A 23,177-nucleotide genomic window follows, 5' to 3' on the forward strand; every position below is an offset into this window, starting at 1 on the left:
GCGTGGGGCGTCCTCGGCGCGGGGATGGCGTCTCCCATGGGGTCACCCTGACCGGTGGGCGCGGACGGGTGACGACGGTGGCGGTGCTTCTGTGGACGGGAAGCACCCTGAGTGGATCAGCCCCGCGCCCCGCCCTCGACCGTCCCCGCCGCGCACGCCGTGCGTGTGAGAGAGCCCCTGGCCCCCAAGACCTCCCCGCACGCTCTCCCACCGAGAACGCCGAACGGCCCGGCACCCTCGCGGGTGCCGGGCCGTCGTGCGTTCGTGCGGGCCTGCGTCAGGCGGCGTCCTCGGTCTTGAGGTTGCGCGTCTTCGTGGCGTCCAGCGGAATGCCGGGGCCCATCGTGGTGCTGATGGTCGCCTTCGTGATGTAGCGGCCCTTCGAGCTGGCCGGCTTCAGCCGCAGGATCTCCTCCTGCGCCGCGGCGTAGTTGTCCACCAGCTGCTCGTCCGTGAAGGACGCCTTGCCGATGATGAAGTGCAGGTTCGAGTGCTTGTCGACGCGGAACTCGATCCGGCCGCCCTTGATGTCGGACACGGCCTTGGCCACGTCCATCGTCACGGTGCCGGTCTTCGGGTTCGGCATGAGACCACGCGGACCGAGCACGCGGCCCAGGCGGCCGACCTTGCCCATGAGGTCCGGGGTCGCCACGGCGGCGTCGAAGTCGGTGTACCCGGCCGCGACCTTCTCGATCAGCTCGTCGCCGCCGACCTCGTCCGCCCCGGCCTCGATGGCCTGGTTGGCCCGCTCACCGACGGCGAAGACCAGGACCCGAGCGGTCTTGCCGGTGCCGTGCGGCAGGTTGACGGTGCCACGCACCATCTGGTCTGCCTTGCGGGGGTCGACGCCGAGGCGGAAGACGACCTCGACGGTGGCGTCGAACTTCGTGGTGGACGTCTCCTTCGCCAGCCGGACGGCCTGGAGGGGGGCGTACACCTCGCCGTCGTGGATCTTCTCCACGGCCTGGCGGTACTTCTTGCTGCGCGTTGCCATCTGCTTCTCCTGAATGCAGTCGTGGTACGGGTCCGCGCGGACCCTGCCACTACGCGCCCGGGGGCGCGGATACGGGTGTTCGGTCAGCCCTCGACGGTGATGCCCATGGAGCGGGCGGTGCCGGCGATGATCTTCTCGGCGGCCTCGAGGTCGTTGGCGTTGAGATCCTCCTGCTTGGTGCGGGCGATCTCCTGCACCTGCTCACGGGTGATCTTCGCGACCTTCACCGTGTGCGGGGTGGCAGAGCCCTTCGCCACACCGGCGGCCTTCTTGATCATCTCGGCGGCCGGCGGGGTCTTGGTGATGAAGGTGAAGGAGCGGTCCTCGTAGACCGTGATCTCCACCGGGATCACGTTGCCACGCTGCGACTCGGTGGCCGCGTTGTAGGCCTTGCAGAACTCCATGATGTTCACGCCGTGCTGACCCAGCGCGGGGCCGATCGGCGGCGCGGGGGTCGCGGCGCCGGCCTGGATCTGGAGCTTGATCAGGCCTGCAACCTTCTTCTTGGGGGGCATGTTGGGGTCCTTACGGTTCTTCCTCGGGTGTGGCCGGACCGGACGTCCGGCACGGTGCTGCCGCGCGTCAGATCTTGGCGACCTGCGAGAACGACAGCTCGACCGGCGTCTCCCGGCCGAAGATCGTGACGAGCACCTTGAGCTTCTGGCTCTCGGGGCTGATCTCGGAGATGGTGGCGGGCAGCGTCTCGAACGGCCCGTCGGTGACGGTGACGGACTCGCCGACCTCGAAGTCCACCTGGATCGGCGTGGCGGCCTGGCCACCGGCCGCGGCCTTGGCGGGCGTCGCGGCGGCCTTCGTCTGGATGTTGGCGGCCAGCATCGAGAAGACCTCGTCCTCCGTCAGCGGCACCGGCTGGTGGGTGTTGCCCACGAAGCCCGTGACGCCGGGCGTGTGGCGGACGGCGCCCCAGGACTCGTCGGTCATGTCCATGCGCACGAGGGTGTAGCCCGGCACGCGCACGCGGTTGACGAGCTTGCGCTGGGAGTTCTTGATCTCCACGACCTCTTCCATGGGGACCTCCACCTGGTAGATGTAGTCCTCCATGTTCAGGCTCTGGATGCGGTTCTCCAGGTTGGCCTTCACGCGCTTCTCGTACCCGGCGTAGGTGTGGACGACGTACCAGTCGCCGGGCAGCGTGCGCAGCTCGCGGCGGAACGCCTCGGCGGGGTCGACCTCCTCCTCGGCCTCGGCGGTCTCGTCGGCGGCGGGAGCCTCGGCGGCCTCCTCCGCGGTCTCGTCGGCGGCCGGCTCGACGTCGTCGTCGGCCACGGTGTCCAGCTCGTCCTCGGCGGCAGCGGGCGCGTCGACGTCGGCGCCCAGGGCGTCGACCTCCGGCTGTGCGGACTCGGCCGACGCCTCGTCGAGGTTCGTAGGCTCGAGGTTCTCAGACACAGGCGACCTGCTTTCTGCTCAGTTGGGACTTCGCTGGCGGGTCAGCCAGCTGGGGGCGGGCGGACGACGTCATGTGGCTCAGCCGAAGACCCACAGCACGAGCTGGCCGAAGCCCAGGTCGAGCAGGCCCACGTAGACGCCGATCGCCGCCACGAAGACGAGCACGACGACGAAGTAGGTCATCAGCTCGCTGCGCGTGGGGCGCACGACCTTCTTGAGCTCGGCGATGACCTGACGGAAGAACAGGACGATCCGACCGAAGAACCCGCGCTTCTTGACGTCTCGCTCGGACGTGCTGCGGGCGCGCTCGGGACGACCCGAGGTCGCGCTTGCAGACTCGCTCACAGGTCCATCCCTCACGGTTTCCGGCCAGGTCCTCTCGCCGCCCCGTGGGGCGGGTCAGGCTCGCCGGGTGGCAGAGCCTTCAGGACGCCTCGGCCCCTGCTGATCAGGAGCCAGTCCTGGCAGGGCAGGAGGGACTCGAACCCACAACCGCCGGTTTTGGAGACCGGTGCGCTACCAATTGCGCCACTGCCCTATCAGCGATCGGCGTCCGGAGGGCCGGAGAGCACCTGATGGGCGTGCTCCAGCCTGGTGGACGTCAACCACCGCCGTCGAGTGTACGGCCTCATCGGCACTTTGGTCGAACCCGCTCCGCAGGGAGCCTGGTCACACCCGTCCCGTGAGCATCTCCGACGGCGGCGCACCACTCTACCCGGGCGGCTCCACCCACGGGGCGCGTCGATGCCCCGCAGCGGCGTCGCCCCGGCTTTGGCGACGGCGTAGGCCGGGTCCGCACGACGGCGTCGGCCAGGGTCCCCCGACGGCGTCGGCCGGTCCTGCCCGGGCGGCGCCGGGCGGGCGCGGCCCCCGTCGTGCGGGGCAGCCCCGGTCCAGCACCCGACCGGCCCGTGTGCCGCCCACGTGGCGCGTGCCACGATAGGGCGCGTGAGCGCACCCATCTCTCCCGTGACCAAGCCCCGCGTGTCCGCGCGCCTGGCGGCGATCGCCGAGTCGGCCACCCTGGCCGTGGACGCGAAGGCCAAGGCCCTCAAGGCGGCCGGCCGTCCCGTCATCGGCTTCGGCGCCGGCGAGCCGGACTTCCCCACGCCTGACTACATCGTCGAGGCCGCCGTCGCCGCCGCCAAGGACCCGGCCAACCACCGGTACACCCCGGCCAAGGGCATGCCCGCGCTGCGCGAGGCCATCGCGGCCAAGACGCTGCGCGACTCCGGCTACGAGGTCTCCCCGGACAACGTCCTCGTCACCAACGGCGGCAAGCAGGCCGTCTACGAGGCCTTCGCCGCGGTGCTCGACCCGGGCGACGAGGTGCTGCTGCCGGCGCCGTACTGGACCACCTACCCCGAGGCCATCAAGCTCGCCGGCGGCGTGCCCGTGGAGGTCTTCGCGGGCGTGGACCAGGAGTACCTGGTCACCGTCGACCAGCTCGAGGCGGCGCGCACCCCGCAGACGAAGGCGCTGCTGTTCTGCTCGCCGTCCAACCCCACCGGGGCGGTGTACTCCCCCGAGCAGACCGAGGCCATCGGCCGCTGGGCCGTGGAGCACGGCATCTGGGTCATCACGGACGAGATCTACGAGCACCTCGTCTACGACGACGCGGTGTTCACCCCGATCCAGAAGGTCGTCCCCGACCTGGTGGACACCTCCATCGTGCTCAACGGCGTCGCCAAGACGTACGCGATGACCGGCTGGCGGGTGGGCTGGCTCATCGGCCCCAGCGACGTCGTCAAGGCGGCCACCAACCTGCAGTCGCACCTGACCTCGAACGTCGCGAACGTCTCCCAGCGGGCCGCGATCGCTGCCCTCTCCGGCGACCTGTCCGCCGTCGAGCACATGCGCGCGGCCTTCGACCGCCGCCGCCGCACCATGGTCGAGATGCTCCGGGCGATCGACGGCGTGCAGCTGCCCACCCCGCGCGGGGCCTTCTACGCCTACCCCTCCGTCGAGGGGATCCTCGGGCGGACCATCCGCGGACGCACCGTGACCACCTCCGCCGAGCTGGCGAGCCTCATCCTCGACGAGGTCGAGGTCGCGGTGGTGCCGGGCGAGGCGTTCGGGCCGAGCGGGTTCCTCCGCCTGAGCTACGCGCTGGGCGACGACGACCTCGCCGAGGGCGTCGGGCGCATCCAGGAGCTGCTCGCCTGACAGGCAGCGCGACGGGCCGGGACCACGGGGTCCCGGCCCGTCGTCGTTCCCCGGCCAGGTCAGCGCACCGACGCGTCCACCGGGCCGTCGAGCGTCGAGAACGCCGGCTCCTGGCGCAGGTCCGGGTCGTGCGCCAGGTAGGCGCGGGTCTCCCGGGCGATGAAGCCCGCGCAGACCAGCAGGCCCAGGAGGTTCGGGATCGCCATGAGGCCGTTCATGATGTCGGAGAAGTTCCACACCACGTCCAGCTCGGTGGTGGCCCCGACGAACACGACGAGGGTGAAGACCGCCCGGTAGGGCCGCACGCCGCGCACCCCGACGAGCCGTTCCATGCACCGCTCGCCGTAGTAGGCCCAGCCCAGCACGGTGGAGAAGGCGAAGAAGACCACCGCGATGGTCACGAGGTAGTGGCCCCACTCCCCCGGCAGGCCCGCATCGAAGCCGGCCGCCGTCATGCCGGCGCCCTCGATGCCGCTGTCCCAGGCCCCGGTGGTGATGATGACCAGGCCCGTCATGGACACCACGATGAGGGTGTCGATGAAGGTCTGGGTCATCGAGACCAGGCCCTGGCGCACCGGGTGGCGGGTCTGCGCGGCCGCCGCCGCGATCGCGGCCGAGCCCATGCCCGACTCGTTGGAGAAGATGCCGCGGGCGACGCCGTACTGGACCGCCAGGATGAACGTCGAGCCGAGGAAACCGCCCGCGGCGGCGGTGCCGGTGAACGCGTCCGTGACGATCAGGGCGAGCGCCGCCGGGATGTCGCCGAGGTTGAGCAGCAGCACCGCGAGCGCGCCGAGGACGTAGAAGACGATCATCATCGGCACGAAGCCGGCGGTGACCTTGCCGATCGAGCGGATGCCGCCCAGCAGGACCGCCCCGGTGCCCACGGTGAGCACCACGCCGGTGAGCCACAGCGGCACGCCGAAGGAGCCCTCGATCGACGTCGCCACCGTGTTGGACTGGGTCATGTTGCCGATGCCGAAGCTGGCGAGCACGGCGAAGACCGAGAAGAGCAGGCTGAGCACGAGGCCGAACCGGTTGGGGATCGCCCGGGCGAGGTAGTACTGCGGCCCGCCGGACTTCTCGCCGTTGGCGTCCGTGGTGCGAAAGCGCACCCCGAGGAAGGCCTCGGCGTACTTCGAGGCCATGCCGAGCACCCCGGTCACCCACATCCAGAACAGCGCCCCGGGCCCGCCGAGGTGGATGGCGGTGGCCACGCCGGCGATGTTGCCGACGCCGACCGTGGCCGCCAGGGCGGTGGTGAGGGCCTGGTAGTGGGAGATGTCGCCGTCGGCGCCCTCGTCGGAGCGCTGGACCAGCGCCAGGCGCAGGGCCGGGAAGAGCTTGCGCACCTGCAGCCCGCCGAGGCGGATCGTCAGGTACAGGCCCGTTCCCAGGAGCAGCGGGATGAGGACGAACGGCCCCCACACCACCGATCCGATCTCGCCGAGCACGTCTGCCAGCTGGTCCATCGTCCCCCCAGGGTCAGCTCCGACCTGCGGCCGCGGCTATGCGGCCGAGACGAGTCCCTAAGGTACCGACGGCCGCGCGGGCCGCACGTCGGGACGGCGGTCAGGCCGCCCGGCCGCGCAGGTCGCCGACCACCCGCTCGAGGGTCGGCGCCGCGAAGCCGTGCTCGGCGGCCAGGCCCAGCAGGTTCCCGCCGAGCGCCTCGAGCTCGCTCGCGCCGCCGCGGCGCACGTCGTGCTGGAGCGAGGACTCCAGCGTCCCGGGGAGCTTGCGCAGCGCGGCCATGAGCCGCTCGCTCTCGAGCGGGAGCCCCTCGGCCGTGGCGATCGCCGCGACCTCGGCCACCACCCCGGCGGTCACCGCGGGGTCGCGCTCGAGCGCCGGCCCGATGGGCAGGTCCGTCCAGCTGGTGAGCAGCGCCGTCGGGGCGAGGAAGCTGTACTTGCGCCACAGCACCTCGTTCTCGGTGCCCCCGGTCCGGACCGTCACGCCCGCGCGCGCGAGCGCCTCGGGCACCGCCCCGCCCGCTGCGGCGTCGGGGACGGTGACGATGCAGTACGGCCCGCGGTGGACGATCACGTCCTGCTCGCGGGCGGACTCGACCTGGATGGACCCACAGGCCACGTCCGCCAGCCCCGCCGCGTGCAGCGCCCGGGCGTGGGCGGTGCCGTTGAGCAGCGCCAGCACGGCCGGCGGCCGGGCGGCGACGATCCCGGGCAGGACGTCGTCGAGGGCGTAGGCCTTGACCGCCAGGACGACGGCGGAGCCGGCCGGGACCTCGGTGGTCGCCGGGACGTGCGCCGTCCAGGTGCCGAAGGCGTCGGAGCGCACGTGGAGCCCCTCGGCCGCGATGCGCTGGGCGGTGCCCGGGCGGGCGACGGCCACGACGTCCTCGCCCGCGCGGTGCAGCAGCGCGGCGAGCAGGCCGCCCACGGCCCCGGGTCCGACGACGGTGATCATTCCGGCTCCCTTTCGACGACGACGCGGGGAGGTTATCGCGCGACGCGGCCGGTGCGGAGCGCGGCCGGTGCGGAGCGAGGCCGGTGCCGAGCGAGGGCGGCGTCGAGCGAGCGGGAGGCTGGGCGCGGGTGGCGCCGTGGACCGAGGGGGTCAGTGCGGGCCGCGCTGGGCGAGCAGCTCGCGCCCGCGCGCCAGCCAGGCCTCCGCCCGGGCCAGGCGTCCCTCGGCGTCGGCGAGCCACTCCCCGCCGTCGGAGCGGCGCGCCCCGGCCACGAGCGAGAGGACCACCCCGGCGCACCGGGCGTGCAGCGCCACCGGGTCGACCACCTGCTCGCACGCGCGGGTCCAGCTCTCCAGCAGGTCGGGCACGTGCGGGTAGGTCGCCGGCGCCAGGTGCGGCAGCACGCTGACGTGCCCGAGCAGGCAGGCGAGGTCGTCCACCCGGTGGCCCGGCCCCACGGCGTCGACGTCGAGCAGCGCCGTCACCGCGACGACGTCCTCGCGCGGGTCCATGAGCACGTTGGCCTCGTAGAAGTCCCCGTGGGTGGGCACCACCGGGCCGGGGTCGGCGACGGCGAGCAGGTCGTCGATGCCGTCCGCGAGCGCGCGGGCCCGGCCGGCGTGCTCGGGCAGCACGGTGGCCGCGGCGTGGGCGTAGTGGTGGGCCCGTTCGGACCACGCGGGCCGCCGGGGCAGGTCGAGCACGGCGGTGGGCAGGGCGTCGAGGGTGCGCAGCAGCGTGGCCAGCACGGCCGGCGCCGCCCGGCCCAGGCCCCGCGCCAGGAGGTTGGACAGCGCGATCCCGCGCCCCTCCCCCAGCAGCACGAGGCCGTCGTCGTCGGCGCGCAGCACCTGCGGGGCCGGCACCCCGGCGGCGGTGAGCATGCGGTGCCGGTCGGCGAACATGCGGGCGCCGGACGGGCGGACCACCTTGAGGTACGCCGTCGCGTCGGGCTCGGTGCGCCGCACTCGCAGCACCGCCCGCCGGGTGGGGCGGTAGGCGAGCAGCTCGACGGTCACCGGGGTGCCGAGCCGGCGCGAGAGTGCGGTGGCGTCGCAGGCGACGGGCAGGGCGGGCAGCTCGGGGTCCGCCGGGTGGCGCCACAGGTGGATCGCCGGGCCGTCCCCTCCCTGCTCGAGCCGGACCAGGCCCGGCCCGGCCCGGTGGCTGAGCCGCGCCGTCGTCGCGCACAGGTACTCCTCGCTGCGCAGCGGGGCCGGCGTGCCGGGCAGGTCCCGCTCGACGGTGACCGTGTAGCCCACCGTCACCCCGGCGCCGGGCCGGTGGTGGATCGTGTGAACCTGCCACGCCACGAGGCGGCTGCCCTCGACGTCGAGCGCACCGGCGAGCATGGTCCCGGCCTCCGGCCCGGTCAGCAGCGCGACGTCGGCCGGCTCGTGCTGCGCGGCGACGGGAACGGTCATGGCTCATAGTGCACCACGTCATGGCGCCGGTTCACCCATGGACACGAGACCGAGCGTGCCGGGGGCACCGTCGGGTCCTCCCGGCGCCCGGTGGCAGACTCGACCAGGTGCGTGACCTCCAGACCCTCCCGAAGGCGCATCTCCACCTGCACTTCACCGGCTCGATGCGGCTCGAGACCCTGTCCGACCTGGCCCGCGAGCAGCGCATGGTGCTGCCCGAGCACCTCCTCGACAACCAGGCGCTGCACGTGCCGGCGGACCAGCGCGGCTGGTTCCGGTTCCAGCGCTCCTACGACGCCGCGCGCGCCGTCGTGCGCTCCGAGGACGCCCTGCGCCGCATCGTGCGCGAGGCCGCCGAGGACGACGCCGCCGAGGGCTCGCGGCGCCTGGAGATCCAGGTGGACCCGACCTCCTACGCCCCGTTCGTCGGCGGCATCACCCCGGCGCTGGAGATCATCCTCGACGAGGCCGCGCTCGCCAGCGCCGCGACCGGCGTCGAGGTCGGGGTGGTCGTGGCCGCCTCCCGCACCCGCCACCCGCTCGACGCGCGCACGCTGGCCCGGCTGGCCGCCGCGCACGCCGGGGACGGGCCGGGGCAGGTCATCGGCTTCGGGCTGAGCAACGACGAGCGGCGCGGGAACACCGCCGACTTCGCCCCGGCGTTCCGCATCGCCCGGCACGCCGGGCTGGCCGGGGTGCCCCACGGCGGGGAGCTCCTGGGGCCCGAGCACGTGCGCGACGTCGTCGCCCACCTCAAGCCCGCCCGGCTCGGCCACGGGGTGCGCGCGGCCGAGGACCCGGACCTGCTGGCCCGGCTGGTGGACGCCGGCATCGCCCTGGAGGTGTGCCCGGCCTCCAACGTCTCCCTCGGCGTCTACCCCGACGCCGCCCACGTCCCGCTGCCCGAGCTGCTCGACGCCGGCGCGCAGGTGGCGCTCGGCGCCGACGACCCGCTCCTCTTCCGCTCCCGCCTCGCCGACCAGTACCGCATCGCCCGGGACGTCCACGGCCTGGACGACGACGCCCTGGCGGACCTGGCCCGCGCCTCGATACGGGCGTCGCTGGCCTCCGAGCGGTCCAAGGAGGCCATGCTCGCCGACGTCGACGTGTGGCTGGCCCGGGACCCGGTGCCGGCGGCGTGAGGCGCGCGCGGCCGGCCGCGCGAGGTCGCCCGGCTGGTGGTGGGGTTGGTCGCATGAGCGACGCGGTGCGCGACGCGGCGGCGTCCGGCGGCCCGGTGCCCGGCGGCGCGGGCCCGCTGACCGCCTGGCGCCAGGCCGCGGCGTGGGCCGCGGACTACGCCTTCGCCGCCCGCGGCCTGGCCCGGGCCGGGGCCGGCTGGCTCCGCCGCTCGCGGCCGGACGCCTTCCGCGTCGCCGAAGGGCCCGGCACCCCGGTGCTGCTCCTGCCCGGGATCTACGAGTCGTGGCGCTTCCTCCAGCCCCTCGCCGCGCACCTGCACGCCGCCGGCCACCCCGTGCACGTGGTGACCGAGCTCGGCCTCAACAGCGTCGCGGTCCTCGACGGCGCCGAGCGCGCGGCCCGGTACCTGCGCGCGGCGGACCTGGGCGACGCCGTCGTCGTGGCCCACTCCAAGGGCGGCCTGGTGGGCAAGGCGCTGATGCTGCGCGAGGAGCGCGTGCGCGGGATGGTCGCGGTGGCCACCCCGTGGGCGGGGTCGAGCTACGCGGCGTTCTTCCCGCCGTGGTCGCCGGTGCACCGCCTGTCCCCGCGCCACGCGGGGCTGCTGGCCCTGGCGCGCGAGCGGGCGGTGGACGACCGCATCATCGCCGTCGTGCCGGCCTGGGACCCGCACATCCCGTCCGGCTCGCGCCTGCCCGGCGCGCGCCGCAACGTCGAGGTGGCCGCCAGCGGGCACTTCCGGGTGCTGGCCGACGCCGAGGTGCTCGCGGAGGTCCAGCGCGGCGTCGTCGAGCTGGCGTGAGGTCGGTCCGGCCGCGGACCGCAGGTCACAGGCCGGCGCCGAGCAGCACCGGCTCGGGCACCAGCGTGACCCCGAAGGCCTCGCGCACCCCGTCCCGCACGGCGCGGGCGAGGGCGAGCAGGTCCGCCGCCGTCGCCCCGCCGCGGTTGGTCAGCGCGAGGGCGTGCTTGGTCGACAGCGTGGCCGGCGCGCCCAGGCCGAAGCCCTTGTCGAAGCCGGCGTGGGAGATCAGCCAGGCGGCGGAGGTCTTGACCAGCCCCTCCACGACGGGGGCCGCCGCGCCGATCTGGCCGATGCGGGTGTGGTCGGTGACCGGGTAGCGCGGCGCCTCGGGCGGGAGCTGGGCGTCGGCCTCCGCGACGGGCAGGATCGGGTTGGTGAAGAACGAGCCCGCGGACCAGGTGTCGTGGTCGGCGGCGTCCAGGACCATGCCCTTGCCGCCGCGCAGGGCGAGCACCGCCTCGCGCACCTCGGCGGCCGGCACCCGGGCCCCCACCTCCACGCCGAGCCGGCGGGCCAGCTCCGGGTAGCGCACCGGCGCCGAGAGGGTGGCCAGGCGCATCTGGAAGCTGACCTCGAGGACGACGTAGCGCGGGGTCGGCCCCCAGGTGCGCCCGCCGCCCGCGGTCGCGTCCGAGAGGGAGCGCTTGAGGAGGGAGGTGCGGTAGCCCAGGGCGAGCTCGCCGACGGCGAGCATCCGGGTGCGCCGCTCGAGCCGGTCGTACACCCGCACCGACGAGAGGGTCTCGGCGACCTCCTGGCCGTAGGCGCCGACGTTCTGCACGGGGGTGGCGCCCGTGGAGCCGGGGATGCCGGAGAGGGCCTCGACGCCCATCCACCCCTCGGCCACGGCGGTGGCCACCACCTCGTCCCAGGGCTGGCCGGCGGGGACGGTGAGGTTGGCCCCGGCGCAGGAGGAGTCCGCCTGGCCGGCGATGCCGCGGCGCGCGTCGCGCACGACGACGCCGTCGAAGCCGGCGTCCGCGGCGAGCAGGTTGGACCCGCCGCCCAGGACGAGGACCGGAGTGCCGGCGTCGTCGGCGCCGCGCACGGCGTCGACGAGCTCGGCCTCGGTGCTCGCCTCGACGTAGGCGGCGACCGGGCCGCCCACCCGCAGCGTGGTCAGCTCGGCCAGCGTGGGGGTGTCGCCGGCGAAGGTGGCGCCGGCGGGGGCGGCGAGGGAGGTCACGGGAGCTGAGGTCACCCCTCCAGGGTACGAGGGGGCGCCGTCGGCCGGCCCTGTGAGCCTCGCCGCCCGCCGCGGCGTCACCGCAGCTGGACCAGCGCCTGCGCCTTGGCGAGCACGCTCGTCCCGCCGCTGGTGACGGTCAGGTCCACGCGCACCGAGCTGGCCGCCAGGTCGACGGCCCCGGCCTTGCCGACGACGACGACCTCCGCCTCGCCGGGGTCCGGCACCTCCACGGGGCGGGTGAAGCGCACGCCGTAGTCGACGACGGCGCCGGGGTCCCCGGCCCAGTCCTCCACCGCCGCCGCCGCGAGGCCCATGGTGGCCATGCCGTGGGCGATGACCCCGGGCAGCCCCACCTCGCGGGCGACGCGGTCGTTGTAGTGGATCGGGTTGAAGTCGCCGCTGGCGCCGGCGTAGCGCACGAGCAGCGCGCGGTCGACCGGGAAGGTGCGGCGGAACAGCTCCTGGCCCACCTCGATGTCGGTGAGGACGGGCTGCTCGGGCTGGTTCTCGCTCATCGGCCCTCCCCCCGCACGGCGAGGGTGGAGCGCACGGTGGCCACCGGGGCGTCGTCGGCGTCGGCGATCTCCGCGCGCGTGCTGACCAGGGTCAGCCCGGCCCGCTCGAGGATCTTGTCGACGTGGACGGTGGTCCGCAGCCGGTCACCGGCGACGATGGGCCGGTGGTGGGTGAAGTGCTCCTCGGCGTGGACGACGCGGGAGAAGTCGATCCCGGCCTCCTCGCTGCCCACGTACGCCTGCTCGGCGCGCTGCGCGACGACGACGGCGAAGGTCGGGGTGGCGACGACGTCGGCGTACCCCAGGGCCCAGGCGGCGTCCGGGTCGTAGTGGGCGGGGTGGATGGCGCCGGTGGCCCGGGCCATCTCGGCGATCTTCACCCGGGAGACCTCGTAGGTCTCGATGGGGGCATAAGAACGCCCCACGAGCGTCGTGTTGACGCCGGTGGGGCGGGTGCTGCTCTCGGTCATCGCCCCAGACTAGGGCAGGGCGGTGACCGAGGGGGTCAGCGGGTCTCGCGGTGCGTGGTCTTGGCGTTGCAGCGCGGGCAGTACTTCGCCAGCTCGAGACGGTCGGGGTTGTTCCGACGGTTCTTCTTGGTGATGTAGTTGCGCTCCTTGCACACCTCGCAGGCGAGGGTGATCTTGGGGCGAACGTCGGTGGACTTGCTGGCCACGGCGGTTCCTCACGTATCGGTCGTGCGAGCGGCCATTCCCGGCTGCTTCGTCTGTTCCTGTTGGTAGCGGGGGCGGGGCTCGAACCCGCGACCTCACGATTATGAGTCGTGCGCTCTCACCAACTGAGCTACCCCGCCGCGTCCTGCGGACCGCACCACTTTACCTGCCGCGCGCCGCGGGCGGTAGCGGTCCGTAGACCGGCGGTAACGGTCCGTAGACCAGAGCCCCGAAAGGGAATCGAACCCTTGACCTTCTCCTTACCATGGAGACGCTCTGCCGACTGAGCTATCGGGGCAGCGGTGAAGACACTACACACCCGGGGGCCCGGAGGTGAAATCCGGATGGCCCCTGCGGGCCGTGAGTCCCCTCACAGCGGCGAGGGGGCCGTCCCATGGGGCGACGACGGGCGCCCGGGGACATGACAACGGCCCACCACCGCTGCGCGCAGGTGATGGGCCGGTCCGTGGCGAGTGCAGGATTCGAACCTGCGAAGCATTCCGCGGCTGATTTACAGTCAGCTCCCTTTGGCCGCTCGGGCAACTCGCCTCGCACCCCGTAAGGTGCACACGGAACGATAGCAACAACTCGCGGGTGGTCGTTAACCGGCTCGGGGGCGAGGAAGGTCACACCGGCGCGGCCCGCCCGTGGACCCGCGCCCCGCCGGCAGACCCCGCCGCACCACCCGTCGCATCACGCAGGAGGAGAGCGCCATGGCCGATTCGTCGTTCGACATCGTCAGCAAGGTCGACCACCAGGAGGTCGACAACGCGGTGAACCAGGCCGCCAAGGAGATCGCCCAGCGGTACGACTTCAAGAACGTCGGCGCCTCGGTGACGCTCGCGGGCGACACCATCACCATGACGGCGAACTCGCCCGAGCGGGTCAAGGCGGTCCTCGACGTCCTGCAGTCCAAGCTCATCAAGCGCGGCGTCTCGCTGAAGTCCCTGGACACCGGCGACGGGGAGCCGAAGGCCTCGGGCAAGGAGTACCGGCTCGTCGGGACCCTGAAGGAGGGGCTGGGCCAGGACGTGGCGAAGAAGATCACCAAGCTCGTCCGCGACGAGGGCCCGAAGGGCGTCAAGACGCAGATCACGGGCGACGAGGTGCGGGTGACCTCGAAGAGCCGCGACGACCTCCAGGCGGTCATCACGCTGCTCAAGGGCGCCGACGACATCGACGCGGCGCTGCAGTTCACCAACTACCGCTGAGTCGGCCTTCCCGGGCACCCGCTACCCCCTGGGCGCCGCGAACGAGGTCGAGGTTCTGGTTGTATTTGCGACCAGAACCTCGACCTCGTGCCCGTTCGAACGTTCAGGGCTGGCCGGCCCGGCGGGTCCTGCGCGTCGGACCAGTGCTCAGCGACGCGCCAGGCGTAGCGCCTCCTCGACCTGTTCACGCACCTGCCAGGGGCGGTCCACGAGCTGACGCCAGGTGAACCGCAGCACCGTGTAACCGGCGAGGGTCAGGGCGTTGAGCCGCTGCCGCTCGACCTCGAAGTCCGCATGCGCGAGGCGGCCGTCGACCTCCACGATGACCTTGGGTGCGCGAAAGAGGACATCGGCGCGCGCCACCACCCGCGCGCCGACGACCATCGGCTGGTTCGTCTCCCAGCCCTGGATGCCCGCGCCGCGCAGGATCTGGTGGAGGCGGCGCTCGGCCTCGCTCAGCGCGCCGTCGCGCGTCATCGCCAGGAGGCGGCGGAGCTGCTCGACGCCCGGCCTGCCGCGGCGCTCCTCGACGTCGGCGGCGAGATGGCTCACCGTGATCACCTCACGGGTTCGGACCCACGCCATGAGCCGTTCGGCCTCGGCGAAGGGCAGCAGCGCCAGGCAGTCCAGCGCCGTGCTGCGTGCTCCGGTGAGCCGGAACGACAGCATGGGGCGCACCTCCGTGGCCTCCATGTAGTGCGGGACGAGGCCGTGCCGGGCCTGCCGACGGTGCGGTAGGAGCACGTGGGCGTGACCGTCGTCGGCTACCGGCAAACCGTGGAGGAGAGCCGCCGTCCCGTGGCAGATCACCGCATCGGGCCAGGTCAGTGCGGCGCCGATGGCACGGAGCCTGACGGGGTCCAGGGCGCTGGGGACGCCGACGTCCATGAACGCCGCACCGACGATGCGGCGCCATGTGCCCGTGGCGACCTTGTGGCGGACCACCCCGCGCGTCAGCCCGGCTTCCGCCGCCGTGGCGAGCGTGAACACGCCGAGCACGCTGGCTCGCCGAAGCCGCTCCTCGCCGGCCGCACGGTCGCTCCTGTCCACGCCTGCAGCATGGCGAGCCACCTCGGGAGCCGGTCGCCACTATCCACAGGCGCACCCGGCACCGCCCGCGCCCGCGCCCGCGCCCGCGCCCGCGCCCGCGCCAAGCGAAGTCGGGGTATTGGCTGCTGTGACAACCACAACCTCGACTTGGTTGCGCCGCGGCGCACCAACGCTCATGACGTGGGCGACCGTGCGAGCTCCAGCCGAAACCAGGTCAAGGTATTGGCTGCTGTGACAGCCAATACCTCGATCTGAGTCGGCTGCGCCGCCAGCCGGTGCTCCAGGAGGGCCAGATAGCGCCGCCGCGGCCCCACCGTCGAACTCGCGCAGGTGGTCAGTGGTGCTGGGCCGCGGGCCTCAGTACCCGGCCATGCGCTCCAGGCGGGCGATCCGCTCGTTCATCGGCGGGTGGGTGGAGAACATCTTCGCCACCCCGCCCGCGCGGAACGGGTTGGCGATCATCATGTGGCTGACGTTCTCCAGCCGCTGCGTGGGCTGCAGCGGGCTCGCCGCGGTGCCGCGCTCGAGCTTGCGCAGCGCCGAGGCCAGGGCCAGCGGGTCGCCGGTGAGCTGGGCGCCGTCCTCGTCCGCGTCGAACTCGCGGGTGCGGGAGATGGCCAGCTGGATGAGGGACGCGGCGATCGGCGCGAGCAGCGCCGTCGCCAGCAGCGCCAGCGGGTTGGCGTTGCGGTCCCGGCCGCCGAAGAACACGAGGAACTGCGCCACCGAGGTGATAAGCCCGGCGAACGCCGCCGCGACCGAGGAGGTGAGGATGTCGCGGTTGTACACGTGCATGAGCTCGTGGCCGAGCACCCCGCGCAGCTCGCGCGGCTCGAGGATGCGCACGATGCCCTCCGTGACGCACACCGCGGCGTTGCGCGGGTTGCGGCCGGTCGCGAAGGCGTTGGGCTGTGCCGTCGGCGCGATGTAGATGCGCGGCATGGGCTGGCGCGCGGTGGTGGCGAGCTCGCGGACCATCGCGTACAGCCACGGCGCCTCGGCCTCGCTGACCGGGCGGGCGGCCATGGCCCGGATCGCCAGCTTGTCGGAGTTCCAGTAGCCGTAGAACGTCGTCGCCAGGCCGATGAGGGCGAAGATCCAGATGAACGAGGACCTGCCGGTCCCCGAGGCCACCAGGGCCCCCACGGCGAGCAGGATGACCCACATCACCGCGAAGAGGAGGGTGGTCTTCAGCCCGTTGTGGTGCCGGTCCGTCATGGTGGTCGCTGCTCCTGGTCGCTCAAGATCCGTGCCGGGGCCCGCCGTGCGTGCACGGCGGGCCTGACACCCTCTTGAACGCCGACGGCGCCCCGTTCGTTCCGGACGCCCGTCCGGCCCCAGCAGCCTCAGAGCAGACGGCCGTCGTGCTCCTCGCCCCGGGAGATCGCCGTCATCGTGTCGCGGTGGACGACCTTGACCCGCTCGCGGTCCAGCCCGTTGTAGCGCTCGGCGAGGGACTTCTCGTAGGCGTCGAGCAGCTCCCAGCCCTCCCACGTGGTGTAGCGCACCCCGGCGGCCTCGAGCGCGGCGAGCATGGCGTCGTGGCCGACGCCGGCCTCGTCCTCGCTGCGGGCGTGGAGCAGCCCGGCCTGGGCGTCCTCGACGAGGTGGGCGATGGTCTGCTGCGCGTCGGACTTCGTCGAGCCGATCAGGCCCACCGGGCCGCGCTTGATCCAGCCCGTGGCGTACACGCCCGGCAGGTACTCGCCGTCGTCGCCCAGCACCCGGCCCTCGGTGTTGGGGATGACGCCGCTGCGCTCGTCGAACGGCAGCCCGGCCACCGCGGAGCCGAAGTAGCCGACGGCGCGGTAGACGGCCTGGACCGGGGTGTCGACGAACTCCCCGGTGCCGCGCACGGACCCGTCGCCGGTCAGCTCGGTGCGCTCGGTGCGCAGGGCCTCGACCTTGCCGTCGCCGAGGATCTCGACCGGGCGGTGCAGGAAGTGCAGGTGGATGCGGCGGGAGGCGGTGCGCTCGGCCGGGTCACGCAGCGTCCAGTCCATGAGGGTCTTGACGACCTGCTTGGTCTGGTTCGAGGAGCGGATGGCCTCCTCCGAGCCGGCGTCGAACTGGAAGTCCTCGTCGTAGACGATGACGTCGACGTCGGGCACCTTGCCCAGCTCGCGCAGCTCCAGCGGGGTGAACTTCACCTGGGCGGGGCCGCGGCGGCCGAAGACGTGGACGTCCGTGACCGGGCTGCGGCGCAGCCCCTCCGCCACGTTGTCCGGGATCTCGGTGACCATGAGGTCGTCGACGTGCTTGGCGAGCATGCGCGCGACGTCGAGGGCGACGTTGCCCACGCCGATGACGGCGACCTCCTTGGCCTCCAGCGGCCAGGTGCGCGGCACGTCGGGGTGGCCGTCGTACCAGGAGACGAAGTCGGCGGCGCCGAAGGAGCCGGGCAGCTCCACCCCGGGGATGTTCAGGGGGGCGTCGCGGTCGGAGCCGGTGGAGAAGATGACCGCGTCGTAGTGCTTCTGCAGCTCCTCCAGCGTCACGTCCGTGCCGACGTCGACGTTGCCGATCAGCCGGATGTCCCCGCGCTGGAGGATCTTGTACAGCGCGACGATGATCTGCTTGATCCGCGGGTGGTCCGGGGCGACGCCGTAGCGCACCAGGCCGAAGGGGGCGGGGAGGCGCTCGAAGAGGTCGATGCTCACCTCCAGCCCGGACTTGGACAGGATGTCGGCCGCGTAGATGCCGGCGGGTCCGGCGCCGACGAGTGCCACGCTGAGCGGGCGGGAGCTGGTCACGGGTGCCTCTCGTGCAGGGTGTACGGGACGACCGCGACGCACCAGCGCGCGGCTGGGTCGCGGAAAACCACCCTCCAGTCTACGGCCGGCCAACCTTTCCGGCCGGTGAGCGCGGTCACGGCCCCTGAGGTGCCAGAGTGGGTCGGTGACCGATCACTCCCCCGAACGCGCCGGCGCCCCCGCCCCCGCGGCCCCCGCCCCGGCCCGGGAGCCGGGCACGGACCGCACCGGGCTCGCCCTCGGCCTGTCGTGCTACCTGCTGTGGGGCGCGTTCCCGCTGTACTTCCGGCTCCTCGAGCCGGCCGGCCCGGTGGAGATCGTGGCGCACCGGGCCGTGTGGAGCCTGGGCTTCTGCCTGCTGGCGCTGCTGGTCACCCGCACGCTGCGCGACTTCACCGCCGTGCTGCGCCGGCCCCGGGCGGTGGCGCAGCTGGCCCTGGCCGCGGTGCTGGTGGCGACGAACTGGCTGGTCTACGTCTACGGGGTCAACTCCGGGCACACGGTCGACGCCGCCCTGGGGTACTTCATCAACCCACTCGTCACCGTGCTGCTCGCGGTGGCGGTGCTCCACGAGCGCCTCCGCCCGCTGCAGTGGACGGCGACGGGGATCGGCGCCCTGGCCGTGGTGGTCATCACCGTCGGGTACGGGCAGGTGCCGTGGATCGCCCTCGCCCTGGCGGTGTCCTTCGGGCTGTACGGCCTGGCCAAGAACCGGGTGGGCCGCACCGTCGGTGCGCTGCCGGGCCTCGCGGTGGAGACGACGGCGCTGTTCCCGCTCGCGCTGGGCTACCTGCTCTGGCTCGCGCACGCGGGCGCCGGCACCTTCGGCGCCGCCGGCCCGGACCGCACCGAGCACATGGTGCTGCTGGCCCTCGCCGGCCCGCTCACCGCGGTCCCGCTGCTGCTCTTCGGGGCCGCGGCGCGCCGGCTGCCGCTGAGTGTCATCGGCATGCTCCAGTACCTCACCCCGGTGCTCCAGCTCCTCGTGGGCGTGGCGCTGTTCCACGAGCCCATGCCGCCGGAGCGGTGGGCGGGCTTCGTGCTGGTGTGGGTGGCCATCGTCGTGCTCACCGTGGACGGGTGGACGCACCGGCCGCGCCTGGCCCGCGCGGCATGAGCCGCACCCTCGGCACCCCGCGCCCTACTTGACGTCTCGCGCACTACTTGACGTCTCGCGCACTACTTGACGTCTCGCGGGGCGGGGGGCAAGGGGCCGGCGGGGTCAGGCCAGGCGGTCCACCAGCAGCCCGGCGAAGGCGCCCAGGGCGTCCTTGACCTCGCCCGCGGGCAGCGGGTCGAGCTCGGCGACGGCGTCCTGCGCCCAGGCGGCGGCGAGGTCGCGGGCCTCGGCGACCACGTCGTGCCCGCGCAGGTCGGCCACGATGGCGCTGAGCGCCTCGTCCGAGCCCAGGTCGCGCCCGAGCCGGTCGAGCAGGGCCAGCCCGGCGGCGTCGAGGGTGCCCTCGGCCGCCCGGCGGCGCAGCAGCAGCACCGGCATGGTGTCCACGCCCTCGCGCAGGTCGGTGCCCGGGGTCTTGCCGGTGGTGGCGGCGTCGGCCGAGAGGTCGATGACGTCGTCGGCCAGCTGGAAGGCCACACCCACCTTCTCGCCGTAGCGGGTCAGGATCTCCGCCACCTCGGCGCCGGCGCCGGAGAACGTCGCGCCGTAGCGCGCCGAGGCGGCGATGAGCGAGCCGGTCTTGTCGGCGAGGACCCGGATGTAGTGCGCGACCGGCTCCTCCCCCTCGGCCGGCCCGAGGGTCTCGTGCAGCTGGCCCAGGCACAGCCGCTCGAAGGTCTCGGCGTGCACGCGCACGGCGCCGGCGCCCAGCCGGGCGACCATCTGCGAGGCGCGGGCGAAGAGCAGGTCCCCGGTGAGGATCGCCACGGAGTTGCCCCACACCTCGTGGGCGGCCGGCGCCCCGCGGCGCATCGGCGCGGAGTCCATGACGTCGTCGTGGTACAGGGTGGCGAGGTGGGTCAGCTCGACGGCGACGGCGGCCGTGAGCACCTCCTCGTTGGCTCCCCCGCCCAGCTCGGCGGTCAGCAGGGTCAGCAGCGGGCGCAGCCGCTTGCCCCCGGCCGCGGCCAGGTGCGCGGCGGGGGCGTCGACCAGCTGGTCCGCGCCGGTCACGGCCGCGCGCAGGCGCGTCTCGACGTCGGACATCAGCGGGAGCAGGCGCTCCTCGAGCTCGTGGTCGCCCAGGGGCAGGATGGAGGTCGTCACAGGGTGCACGGTACTCACGGAAGGAACACTGCCGCCTGGTTGGCCAGGTCGAGGACGGGCCCGGGCAGCACCCCGAGCAGCACCGTGCCGACGGCGCACACGGCCACCGCCACGGACGTCAGCCCCTCGGAGGAGACCACCGCGGTGCTCTCCCCGTCGGGCTCGGTGAAGAACATCAGCACCACCAGGCGCACGTAGAAGAACGCGGTGGCGGCCGAGGCGAGCACCGCGAGGACCACGAGCACGGCGGCGCCGCTGTCGACCGCCGCGGAGAAGACGGCGAACTTCCCGATGAAGCCCGCGGTGAGCGGGATGCCCGCGAAGGACAGGAGGAAGATCACCATCGCGACGGCGGCGGTGGGGCTGCGCCGGCCCAGCCCGGCCCACTGGGCCAGGTGGGTGGCCTCGCCGGTGACGTTGCCGTCGGCGTCGCGCTCGCGCACGAGGGTGACCAGGGCGAACGCGCCGATGGTGGCCAGGCCGTAGGCCAGCAGGTAGAACAGCACCGCCGCGATGCCGAGGCTGCGCAGGGAGATGACGCCGATGAGGACGAACCCGGCGTGGGCGATCGAGGAGTACGCGAGCATCCGCTTGACGTCGGTCTGCACGATGCCCAGCACGGTGCCGACGAGCATGGTGAGGATGATCACCACCCACATCACCGGCTCGAGGTCCCAGCTCATCCCCGGCAGGACGACGTAGAGGAACCGCAGCAGCGCCGCGAAGGCGGCGAGCTTGGTGGCGGCCGCCATGAAGCCGGTGATCGGGGTGGGCGCCCCCTGGTAGACGTCGGGGGTCCAGGCGTGGAAGGGCACCGCGCCGACCTTGAACAGCAGCCCGATGATGACGAGCAGGGCGCCGCCGAGCAACAGCCAGTCCATCCCGGCCGTGGCCGGCACGGACTGGGCCAGGCCGGACAGGCGCACGGTGCCGGAGTAGCCGTAGAGCAGGGCGATGCCGAAGAGGAAGAACGCCGAGGCGAACGCGCCGAGCAGGAAGTACTTCAGCGACGCCTCCTGGGACAGCAGGCGACGGCGCCGCGCCAGCCCGGAGAGGACGTACAGCGGCAGGGAGAGCACCTCGAGGGCGACGAACAGGGTCAGCAGGTCCCCGGCGCCGGCGAAGAGCAGCATGCCGGACAGCGCGAACAGGGTCAGCGGGTAGACCTCGGTCTGCGCCATGCCGGCGCGGGTGGCGTCGGCCTCGTCGGTCGACCCGGGCCGGGCGGCGGCCTGGGCGACGAAGGCGCCCTCGCCGGACTCGGTGCGGTCGGCGATGACGAGCAGCCCCAGCAGGCCGAAGATCACCAGCACGGCCTGGGCGGCCAGCGCCGGGCCGTCCTCGATGAGGGCGCCGGCGACCAGCGCGCTGGGCCCGCCGTCCTGCACGACGGTCCAGCGCCACACGACGGCGACGAGCGCCCCGGCGGTGGCGAGCAGCCCGAGCACGAGCTGCACCGGGCGGCGCGCGGTGCGCGGCACGAAGGCCTCGACGAGCACGCCGGCGACGGCGGCGGCCAGGACGATGAGGACGGGCGTGAGCGCGGCCCAGTTCACCTCGGGCGCGACGAACGTGTTCACTTGGTGGTTCCCTCCGGGCCGGCCGCGAGGACCGCGCCGCTGTCCGCGGGGCCGGCCGGGCCCCGGGCGGTGTCGATGGAGCTGGGCTGCTCGAGCGCGACGGACTGCGCCACCGGCCGCACGGCGTCGAGCACCGGCGCCGGGTAGAAGCCGAGGGCGAGCATGACCGCGACCAGCGGGCCGACCACCCACTTCTCCCGGGCGCCGAGGTCGGGGATGCGGGCCAGCTCGGGCACCTTGGGGCCGGTGAAGATGCGCTGGTAGGGCAGCAGGATGTACACCGCGGCGATGATGACGCCGAGCACCGCGACGACGGCGGCGACGATGTTGACGCGGAAGGTGCCCTGGATGACGAGGAACTCGGGCACGAACCCGCTCAGGCCGGGCAGGGCGATCGAGGCGAGGCCGGCGGTGAGGAACGTGCCGGCCAGCACCGGGGTCACCCGCTGCATGCCGCCGTAGGCGGGGATCTGCTGGGTCCCGCCGCGCCGGGTGAGGAACCCGGCGATGAGGAACAGCGCGGCGGTGGAGACCCCGTGGGCGACCATGTAGACCATCGCGCCGGTCAGGGCCACCTGGTCGCGGACGAAGATGCCCAGCACCATGAACCCGAAGTGGCTCACCGAGGTGAAGGCGATCAGCCGCATGATGTCGCGCTGGCCGACGGCGAGCAGCCCGCCGTAGATGATCGAGATCAGCGCCAGGACGATGATCGCCGGCGCCGCCCACCGGGAGGCCTCGGGGAACAGCGGCAGGCACAGGGTGATCATCCCGAAGGTGCCGACCTTGTCCAGGACGCCGACGAGCAGCGTGGAGGTCCCGGCCGGGGCCTGCTGGGTGGCGTCGGGCAGCCAGGTGTGCACCGGCCACACCGGCGCCTTGACCGCGAACGCGATGAAGAAGGAGAGGAACAGCAGCCGCTCGACGGCCGGGGAGACCTCGAGGTGCCCGGCGAGGGTGTCGACGAGGAAGCCCTGCTCCCCGCCGGGGCCGGCGAGGTAGACCGCCACCACCCCGACGAGCATGATCAGCCCGCCGGCGAGGGAGTACAGCAGGAACTTCAGCGCCGCGGTGCGCCGGCGGGGCCCGCCGTAGTTGCCGATGAGGAAGTACACCGGGACGAGCATCGCCTCGAACAGGACGTAGAAGAGGAACACGTCCCGGGCGGCGAAGACGGCCACCATGAGCGCCTCGAGGGCGAGCACGAGGGCGACGAAGCCCATCTGCCGCCGCTCGAGCACGGCCCCGGCGGGCACCGCCTCCTGCTCGTGCCAGGCGGCCAGGAGCACCAGCGGCACGAGGAAGACGGCGAGCAGGACCATGACCAGCCCGAGGCCGTTGACCCCGAGGGCGTAGGAGACGCCGAGCTGGGGGATCCAGCTGGCCAGCTCGGTGAGCTGCTGCTGGCCGGCCTGGGCGAGGTCGAACTGGGTGGCCGCCACGACGGCCAGGACGAGCTCGACGAGGGAGACGGCGAGCCCGTAGGGGCGGGCGACCTTGTGCAGGGGCCGCACCAGCCACAGCACCGCCGCGGCCACCAGGGGCAGGGCGATGAGGACGGTCAGCCAGGGGAAGGCCGCGTTGAGTGTCTGCATGTCTGTTAGT

At 73.3% G+C, this 23,177-nt stretch carries 22 protein-coding genes and 4 tRNA genes; 5 read left to right on the plus strand and 21 right to left on the minus strand.

Annotation, left to right across the window (positions count from 1 at the left end; genetic code table 11):
- Window positions 1–277: 277 nt before the first annotated feature.
- The 5 genes from rplA to GD970_RS13970 all read right to left on the minus strand — a co-directional run bounded on the left by rplA (window position 278) and on the right by GD970_RS13970 (window position 2,942).
- Window positions 278–994, minus strand: a complete 717-nt coding sequence (rplA, locus tag GD970_RS13950; protein ID WP_152203513.1) for a 50S ribosomal protein L1 — start codon at window positions 992–994, stop codon at window positions 278–280.
- A gap of 83 nt (window positions 995–1,077) precedes the next feature.
- Complete coding sequence (rplK, locus tag GD970_RS13955) at window positions 1,078–1,509, minus strand: 50S ribosomal protein L11 (RefSeq protein ID WP_152203514.1); 432 nt, start codon at window positions 1,507–1,509, stop codon at window positions 1,078–1,080.
- Between the two features lie 67 nt (window positions 1,510–1,576).
- Window positions 1,577–2,404, minus strand: coding sequence for a transcription termination/antitermination protein NusG (gene nusG / locus GD970_RS13960; RefSeq protein WP_226925350.1), 828 nt, complete (start codon window positions 2,402–2,404; stop codon window positions 1,577–1,579).
- Between the two features lie 78 nt (window positions 2,405–2,482).
- Window positions 2,483–2,749, minus strand: coding sequence for a preprotein translocase subunit SecE (secE, locus tag GD970_RS13965; RefSeq protein WP_152203515.1), 267 nt, complete (start codon window positions 2,747–2,749; stop codon window positions 2,483–2,485).
- Between the two features lie 117 nt (window positions 2,750–2,866).
- A tRNA-Trp gene (locus GD970_RS13970) sits at window positions 2,867–2,942 on the minus strand.
- A gap of 401 nt (window positions 2,943–3,343) precedes the next feature.
- Between GD970_RS13970 and GD970_RS13975 the strand changes: the two genes are divergently transcribed.
- Window positions 3,344–4,570 (plus strand): pyridoxal phosphate-dependent aminotransferase, encoded by a 1,227-nt coding sequence (locus GD970_RS13975; protein WP_405002583.1) that lies wholly within the window; start codon window positions 3,344–3,346, stop codon window positions 4,568–4,570.
- Window positions 4,571–4,629: 59 nt separating this feature from the next.
- Here GD970_RS13975 and GD970_RS13980 read toward each other — a convergent pair whose 3' ends face one another.
- The 3 genes from GD970_RS13980 to GD970_RS13990 form a co-directional block, all read right to left on the minus strand.
- The gene (locus GD970_RS13980) at window positions 4,630–6,042 is read right to left on the minus strand and encodes an alanine/glycine:cation symporter family protein (protein WP_211489801.1); all 1,413 of its coding nucleotides are present in this window, start codon (window positions 6,040–6,042) and stop codon (window positions 4,630–4,632) included.
- 100 nt (window positions 6,043–6,142) lie between these two features.
- Complete coding sequence (locus GD970_RS13985; protein WP_152203516.1) at window positions 6,143–7,000, minus strand: ketopantoate reductase family protein; 858 nt, start codon at window positions 6,998–7,000, stop codon at window positions 6,143–6,145.
- A 150-nt stretch (window positions 7,001–7,150) separates the two neighbouring features.
- Window positions 7,151–8,425: a phosphotransferase family protein gene (locus tag GD970_RS13990; RefSeq protein ID WP_152203517.1), complete on the minus strand. Its 1,275-nt coding sequence runs from the start codon at window positions 8,423–8,425 to the stop codon at window positions 7,151–7,153.
- A 107-nt stretch (window positions 8,426–8,532) separates the two neighbouring features.
- On the opposite strand from GD970_RS13990, the gene GD970_RS13995 reads away from it, so the two are divergent.
- Together GD970_RS13995 and GD970_RS14000 are read left to right on the plus strand one after the other, a co-directional pair.
- On the plus strand, window positions 8,533–9,567 hold the full coding sequence (locus GD970_RS13995) for an adenosine deaminase (RefSeq protein ID WP_170297248.1): 1,035 nt from the start codon (window positions 8,533–8,535) through the stop codon (window positions 9,565–9,567).
- Window positions 9,568–9,620: 53 nt separating this feature from the next.
- Window positions 9,621–10,370, plus strand: coding sequence for an esterase/lipase family protein (locus tag GD970_RS14000; RefSeq protein ID WP_226925351.1), 750 nt, complete (start codon window positions 9,621–9,623; stop codon window positions 10,368–10,370).
- Between the two features lie 25 nt (window positions 10,371–10,395).
- Here GD970_RS14000 and GD970_RS14005 read toward each other — a convergent pair whose 3' ends face one another.
- From GD970_RS14005 to GD970_RS14035, 7 genes are all read right to left on the minus strand, one after another.
- Window positions 10,396–11,574 carry a UDP-N-acetylmuramate dehydrogenase gene (locus GD970_RS14005; RefSeq protein WP_405002580.1) on the minus strand — a complete coding sequence of 393 codons (1,179 nt, stop codon included), beginning with the start codon at window positions 11,572–11,574 and terminating at the stop codon, window positions 10,396–10,398.
- 62 nt (window positions 11,575–11,636) lie between these two features.
- On the minus strand, window positions 11,637–12,077 hold the full coding sequence (locus GD970_RS14010) for a MaoC family dehydratase (protein ID WP_152203518.1): 441 nt from the start codon (window positions 12,075–12,077) through the stop codon (window positions 11,637–11,639).
- Window positions 12,074–12,547 (minus strand): FAS1-like dehydratase domain-containing protein, encoded by a 474-nt coding sequence (locus GD970_RS14015; protein ID WP_152203519.1) that lies wholly within the window; start codon window positions 12,545–12,547, stop codon window positions 12,074–12,076. Before GD970_RS14015 ends, GD970_RS14010 begins: the two co-directional genes overlap by 4 nt.
- Window positions 12,548–12,582: 35 nt before the next feature.
- Window positions 12,583–12,753 (minus strand): 50S ribosomal protein L33, encoded by a 171-nt coding sequence (rpmG, locus tag GD970_RS14020; RefSeq protein ID WP_143419433.1) that lies wholly within the window; start codon window positions 12,751–12,753, stop codon window positions 12,583–12,585.
- A 61-nt stretch (window positions 12,754–12,814) separates the two neighbouring features.
- Window positions 12,815–12,891, minus strand: a tRNA-Met gene (locus GD970_RS14025).
- An 85-nt stretch (window positions 12,892–12,976) separates the two neighbouring features.
- A tRNA-Thr gene (locus tag GD970_RS14030) sits at window positions 12,977–13,049 on the minus strand.
- A 169-nt stretch (window positions 13,050–13,218) separates the two neighbouring features.
- A tRNA-Tyr gene (locus tag GD970_RS14035) sits at window positions 13,219–13,300 on the minus strand.
- Window positions 13,301–13,464: 164 nt separating this feature from the next.
- Here GD970_RS14035 and GD970_RS14040 point away from each other — a divergent pair.
- A complete protein-coding gene (locus GD970_RS14040) occupies window positions 13,465–13,962 on the plus strand; it encodes a YajQ family cyclic di-GMP-binding protein (protein ID WP_152203520.1) in 498 nt (165 codons plus the stop codon).
- Between the two features lie 147 nt (window positions 13,963–14,109).
- On the opposite strand, the gene GD970_RS14045 is transcribed toward GD970_RS14040, so the two are convergent.
- The 3 genes from GD970_RS14045 to GD970_RS14055 all read right to left on the minus strand — a co-directional run bounded on the left by GD970_RS14045 (window position 14,110) and on the right by GD970_RS14055 (window position 17,765).
- Window positions 14,110–15,012, minus strand: a complete 903-nt coding sequence (locus GD970_RS14045) for a DUF559 domain-containing protein (protein WP_152203521.1) — start codon at window positions 15,010–15,012, stop codon at window positions 14,110–14,112.
- Between the two features lie 357 nt (window positions 15,013–15,369).
- Complete coding sequence (gene htpX / locus GD970_RS14050) at window positions 15,370–16,230, minus strand: zinc metalloprotease HtpX (protein WP_152203522.1); 861 nt, start codon at window positions 16,228–16,230, stop codon at window positions 15,370–15,372.
- Between the two features lie 128 nt (window positions 16,231–16,358).
- Window positions 16,359–17,765, minus strand: coding sequence for an FAD-dependent oxidoreductase (locus tag GD970_RS14055; protein WP_152203523.1), 1,407 nt, complete (start codon window positions 17,763–17,765; stop codon window positions 16,359–16,361).
- 145 nt (window positions 17,766–17,910) lie between these two features.
- Here GD970_RS14055 and rarD point away from each other — a divergent pair, with 145 nt between their 5' ends.
- The gene (gene rarD, locus GD970_RS14060) at window positions 17,911–18,882 is read left to right on the plus strand and encodes an EamA family transporter RarD (protein WP_152203524.1); all 972 of its coding nucleotides are present in this window, start codon (window positions 17,911–17,913) and stop codon (window positions 18,880–18,882) included.
- A gap of 105 nt (window positions 18,883–18,987) precedes the next feature.
- Here the strand turns inward: rarD and GD970_RS14065 are convergent, their stop codons facing one another.
- The 3 genes from GD970_RS14065 to GD970_RS14075 are packed head-to-tail and all read right to left on the minus strand — an operon-like array spanning window position 18,988 to window position 23,167.
- Entirely contained in the window at window positions 18,988–19,992 is a 1,005-nt protein-coding gene (locus GD970_RS14065) for a polyprenyl synthetase family protein (RefSeq protein ID WP_405002581.1), read from the minus strand.
- 14 nt (window positions 19,993–20,006) lie between these two features.
- Window positions 20,007–21,572 (minus strand): NADH-quinone oxidoreductase subunit NuoN, encoded by a 1,566-nt coding sequence (nuoN, locus tag GD970_RS14070; protein WP_152203525.1) that lies wholly within the window; start codon window positions 21,570–21,572, stop codon window positions 20,007–20,009.
- Complete coding sequence (locus GD970_RS14075) at window positions 21,569–23,167, minus strand: NADH-quinone oxidoreductase subunit M (RefSeq protein ID WP_152203526.1); 1,599 nt, start codon at window positions 23,165–23,167, stop codon at window positions 21,569–21,571. Before GD970_RS14075 ends, nuoN begins: the two co-directional genes overlap by 4 nt.
- Window positions 23,168–23,177: the final 10 nt, after the last annotated feature.

The sequence above is a fragment of the Georgenia thermotolerans genome (assembly GCF_009193185.1).
GTDB lineage: Bacteria > Actinomycetota > Actinomycetes > Actinomycetales > Actinomycetaceae > Georgenia > Georgenia thermotolerans.

What these genes read in the sequence shown, in the direction of transcription:
- GD970_RS14000 (WP_226925351.1), top strand. Translation starts at nt 9,621, where the DNA reads ATGAGCGACGCGGTGCGCGACGCGGCGGCGTCCGGCGGCCCGGTGCCC.
- GD970_RS14010 (WP_152203518.1), bottom strand. Translation starts at nt 12,077, where the DNA reads ATGAGCGAGAACCAGCCCGAGCAGCCCGTCCTCACCGACATCGAGGTG.
- rplA (WP_152203513.1), bottom strand. Translation starts at nt 994, where the DNA reads ATGGCAACGCGCAGCAAGAAGTACCGCCAGGCCGTGGAGAAGATCCAC.
- GD970_RS13990 (WP_152203517.1), bottom strand. Translation starts at nt 8,425, where the DNA reads ATGACCGTTCCCGTCGCCGCGCAGCACGAGCCGGCCGACGTCGCGCTG.
- GD970_RS13985 (WP_152203516.1), bottom strand. Translation starts at nt 7,000, where the DNA reads ATGATCACCGTCGTCGGACCCGGGGCCGTGGGCGGCCTGCTCGCCGCG.
- htpX (WP_152203522.1), bottom strand. Translation starts at nt 16,230, where the DNA reads ATGACGGACCGGCACCACAACGGGCTGAAGACCACCCTCCTCTTCGCG.
- GD970_RS14040 (WP_152203520.1), top strand. Translation starts at nt 13,465, where the DNA reads ATGGCCGATTCGTCGTTCGACATCGTCAGCAAGGTCGACCACCAGGAG.
- GD970_RS13980 (WP_211489801.1), bottom strand. Translation starts at nt 6,042, where the DNA reads ATGGACCAGCTGGCAGACGTGCTCGGCGAGATCGGATCGGTGGTGTGG.
- rplK (WP_152203514.1), bottom strand. Translation starts at nt 1,509, where the DNA reads ATGCCCCCCAAGAAGAAGGTTGCAGGCCTGATCAAGCTCCAGATCCAG.
- GD970_RS14015 (WP_152203519.1), bottom strand. Translation starts at nt 12,547, where the DNA reads ATGACCGAGAGCAGCACCCGCCCCACCGGCGTCAACACGACGCTCGTG.
- GD970_RS14075 (WP_152203526.1), bottom strand. Translation starts at nt 23,167, where the DNA reads ATGCAGACACTCAACGCGGCCTTCCCCTGGCTGACCGTCCTCATCGCC.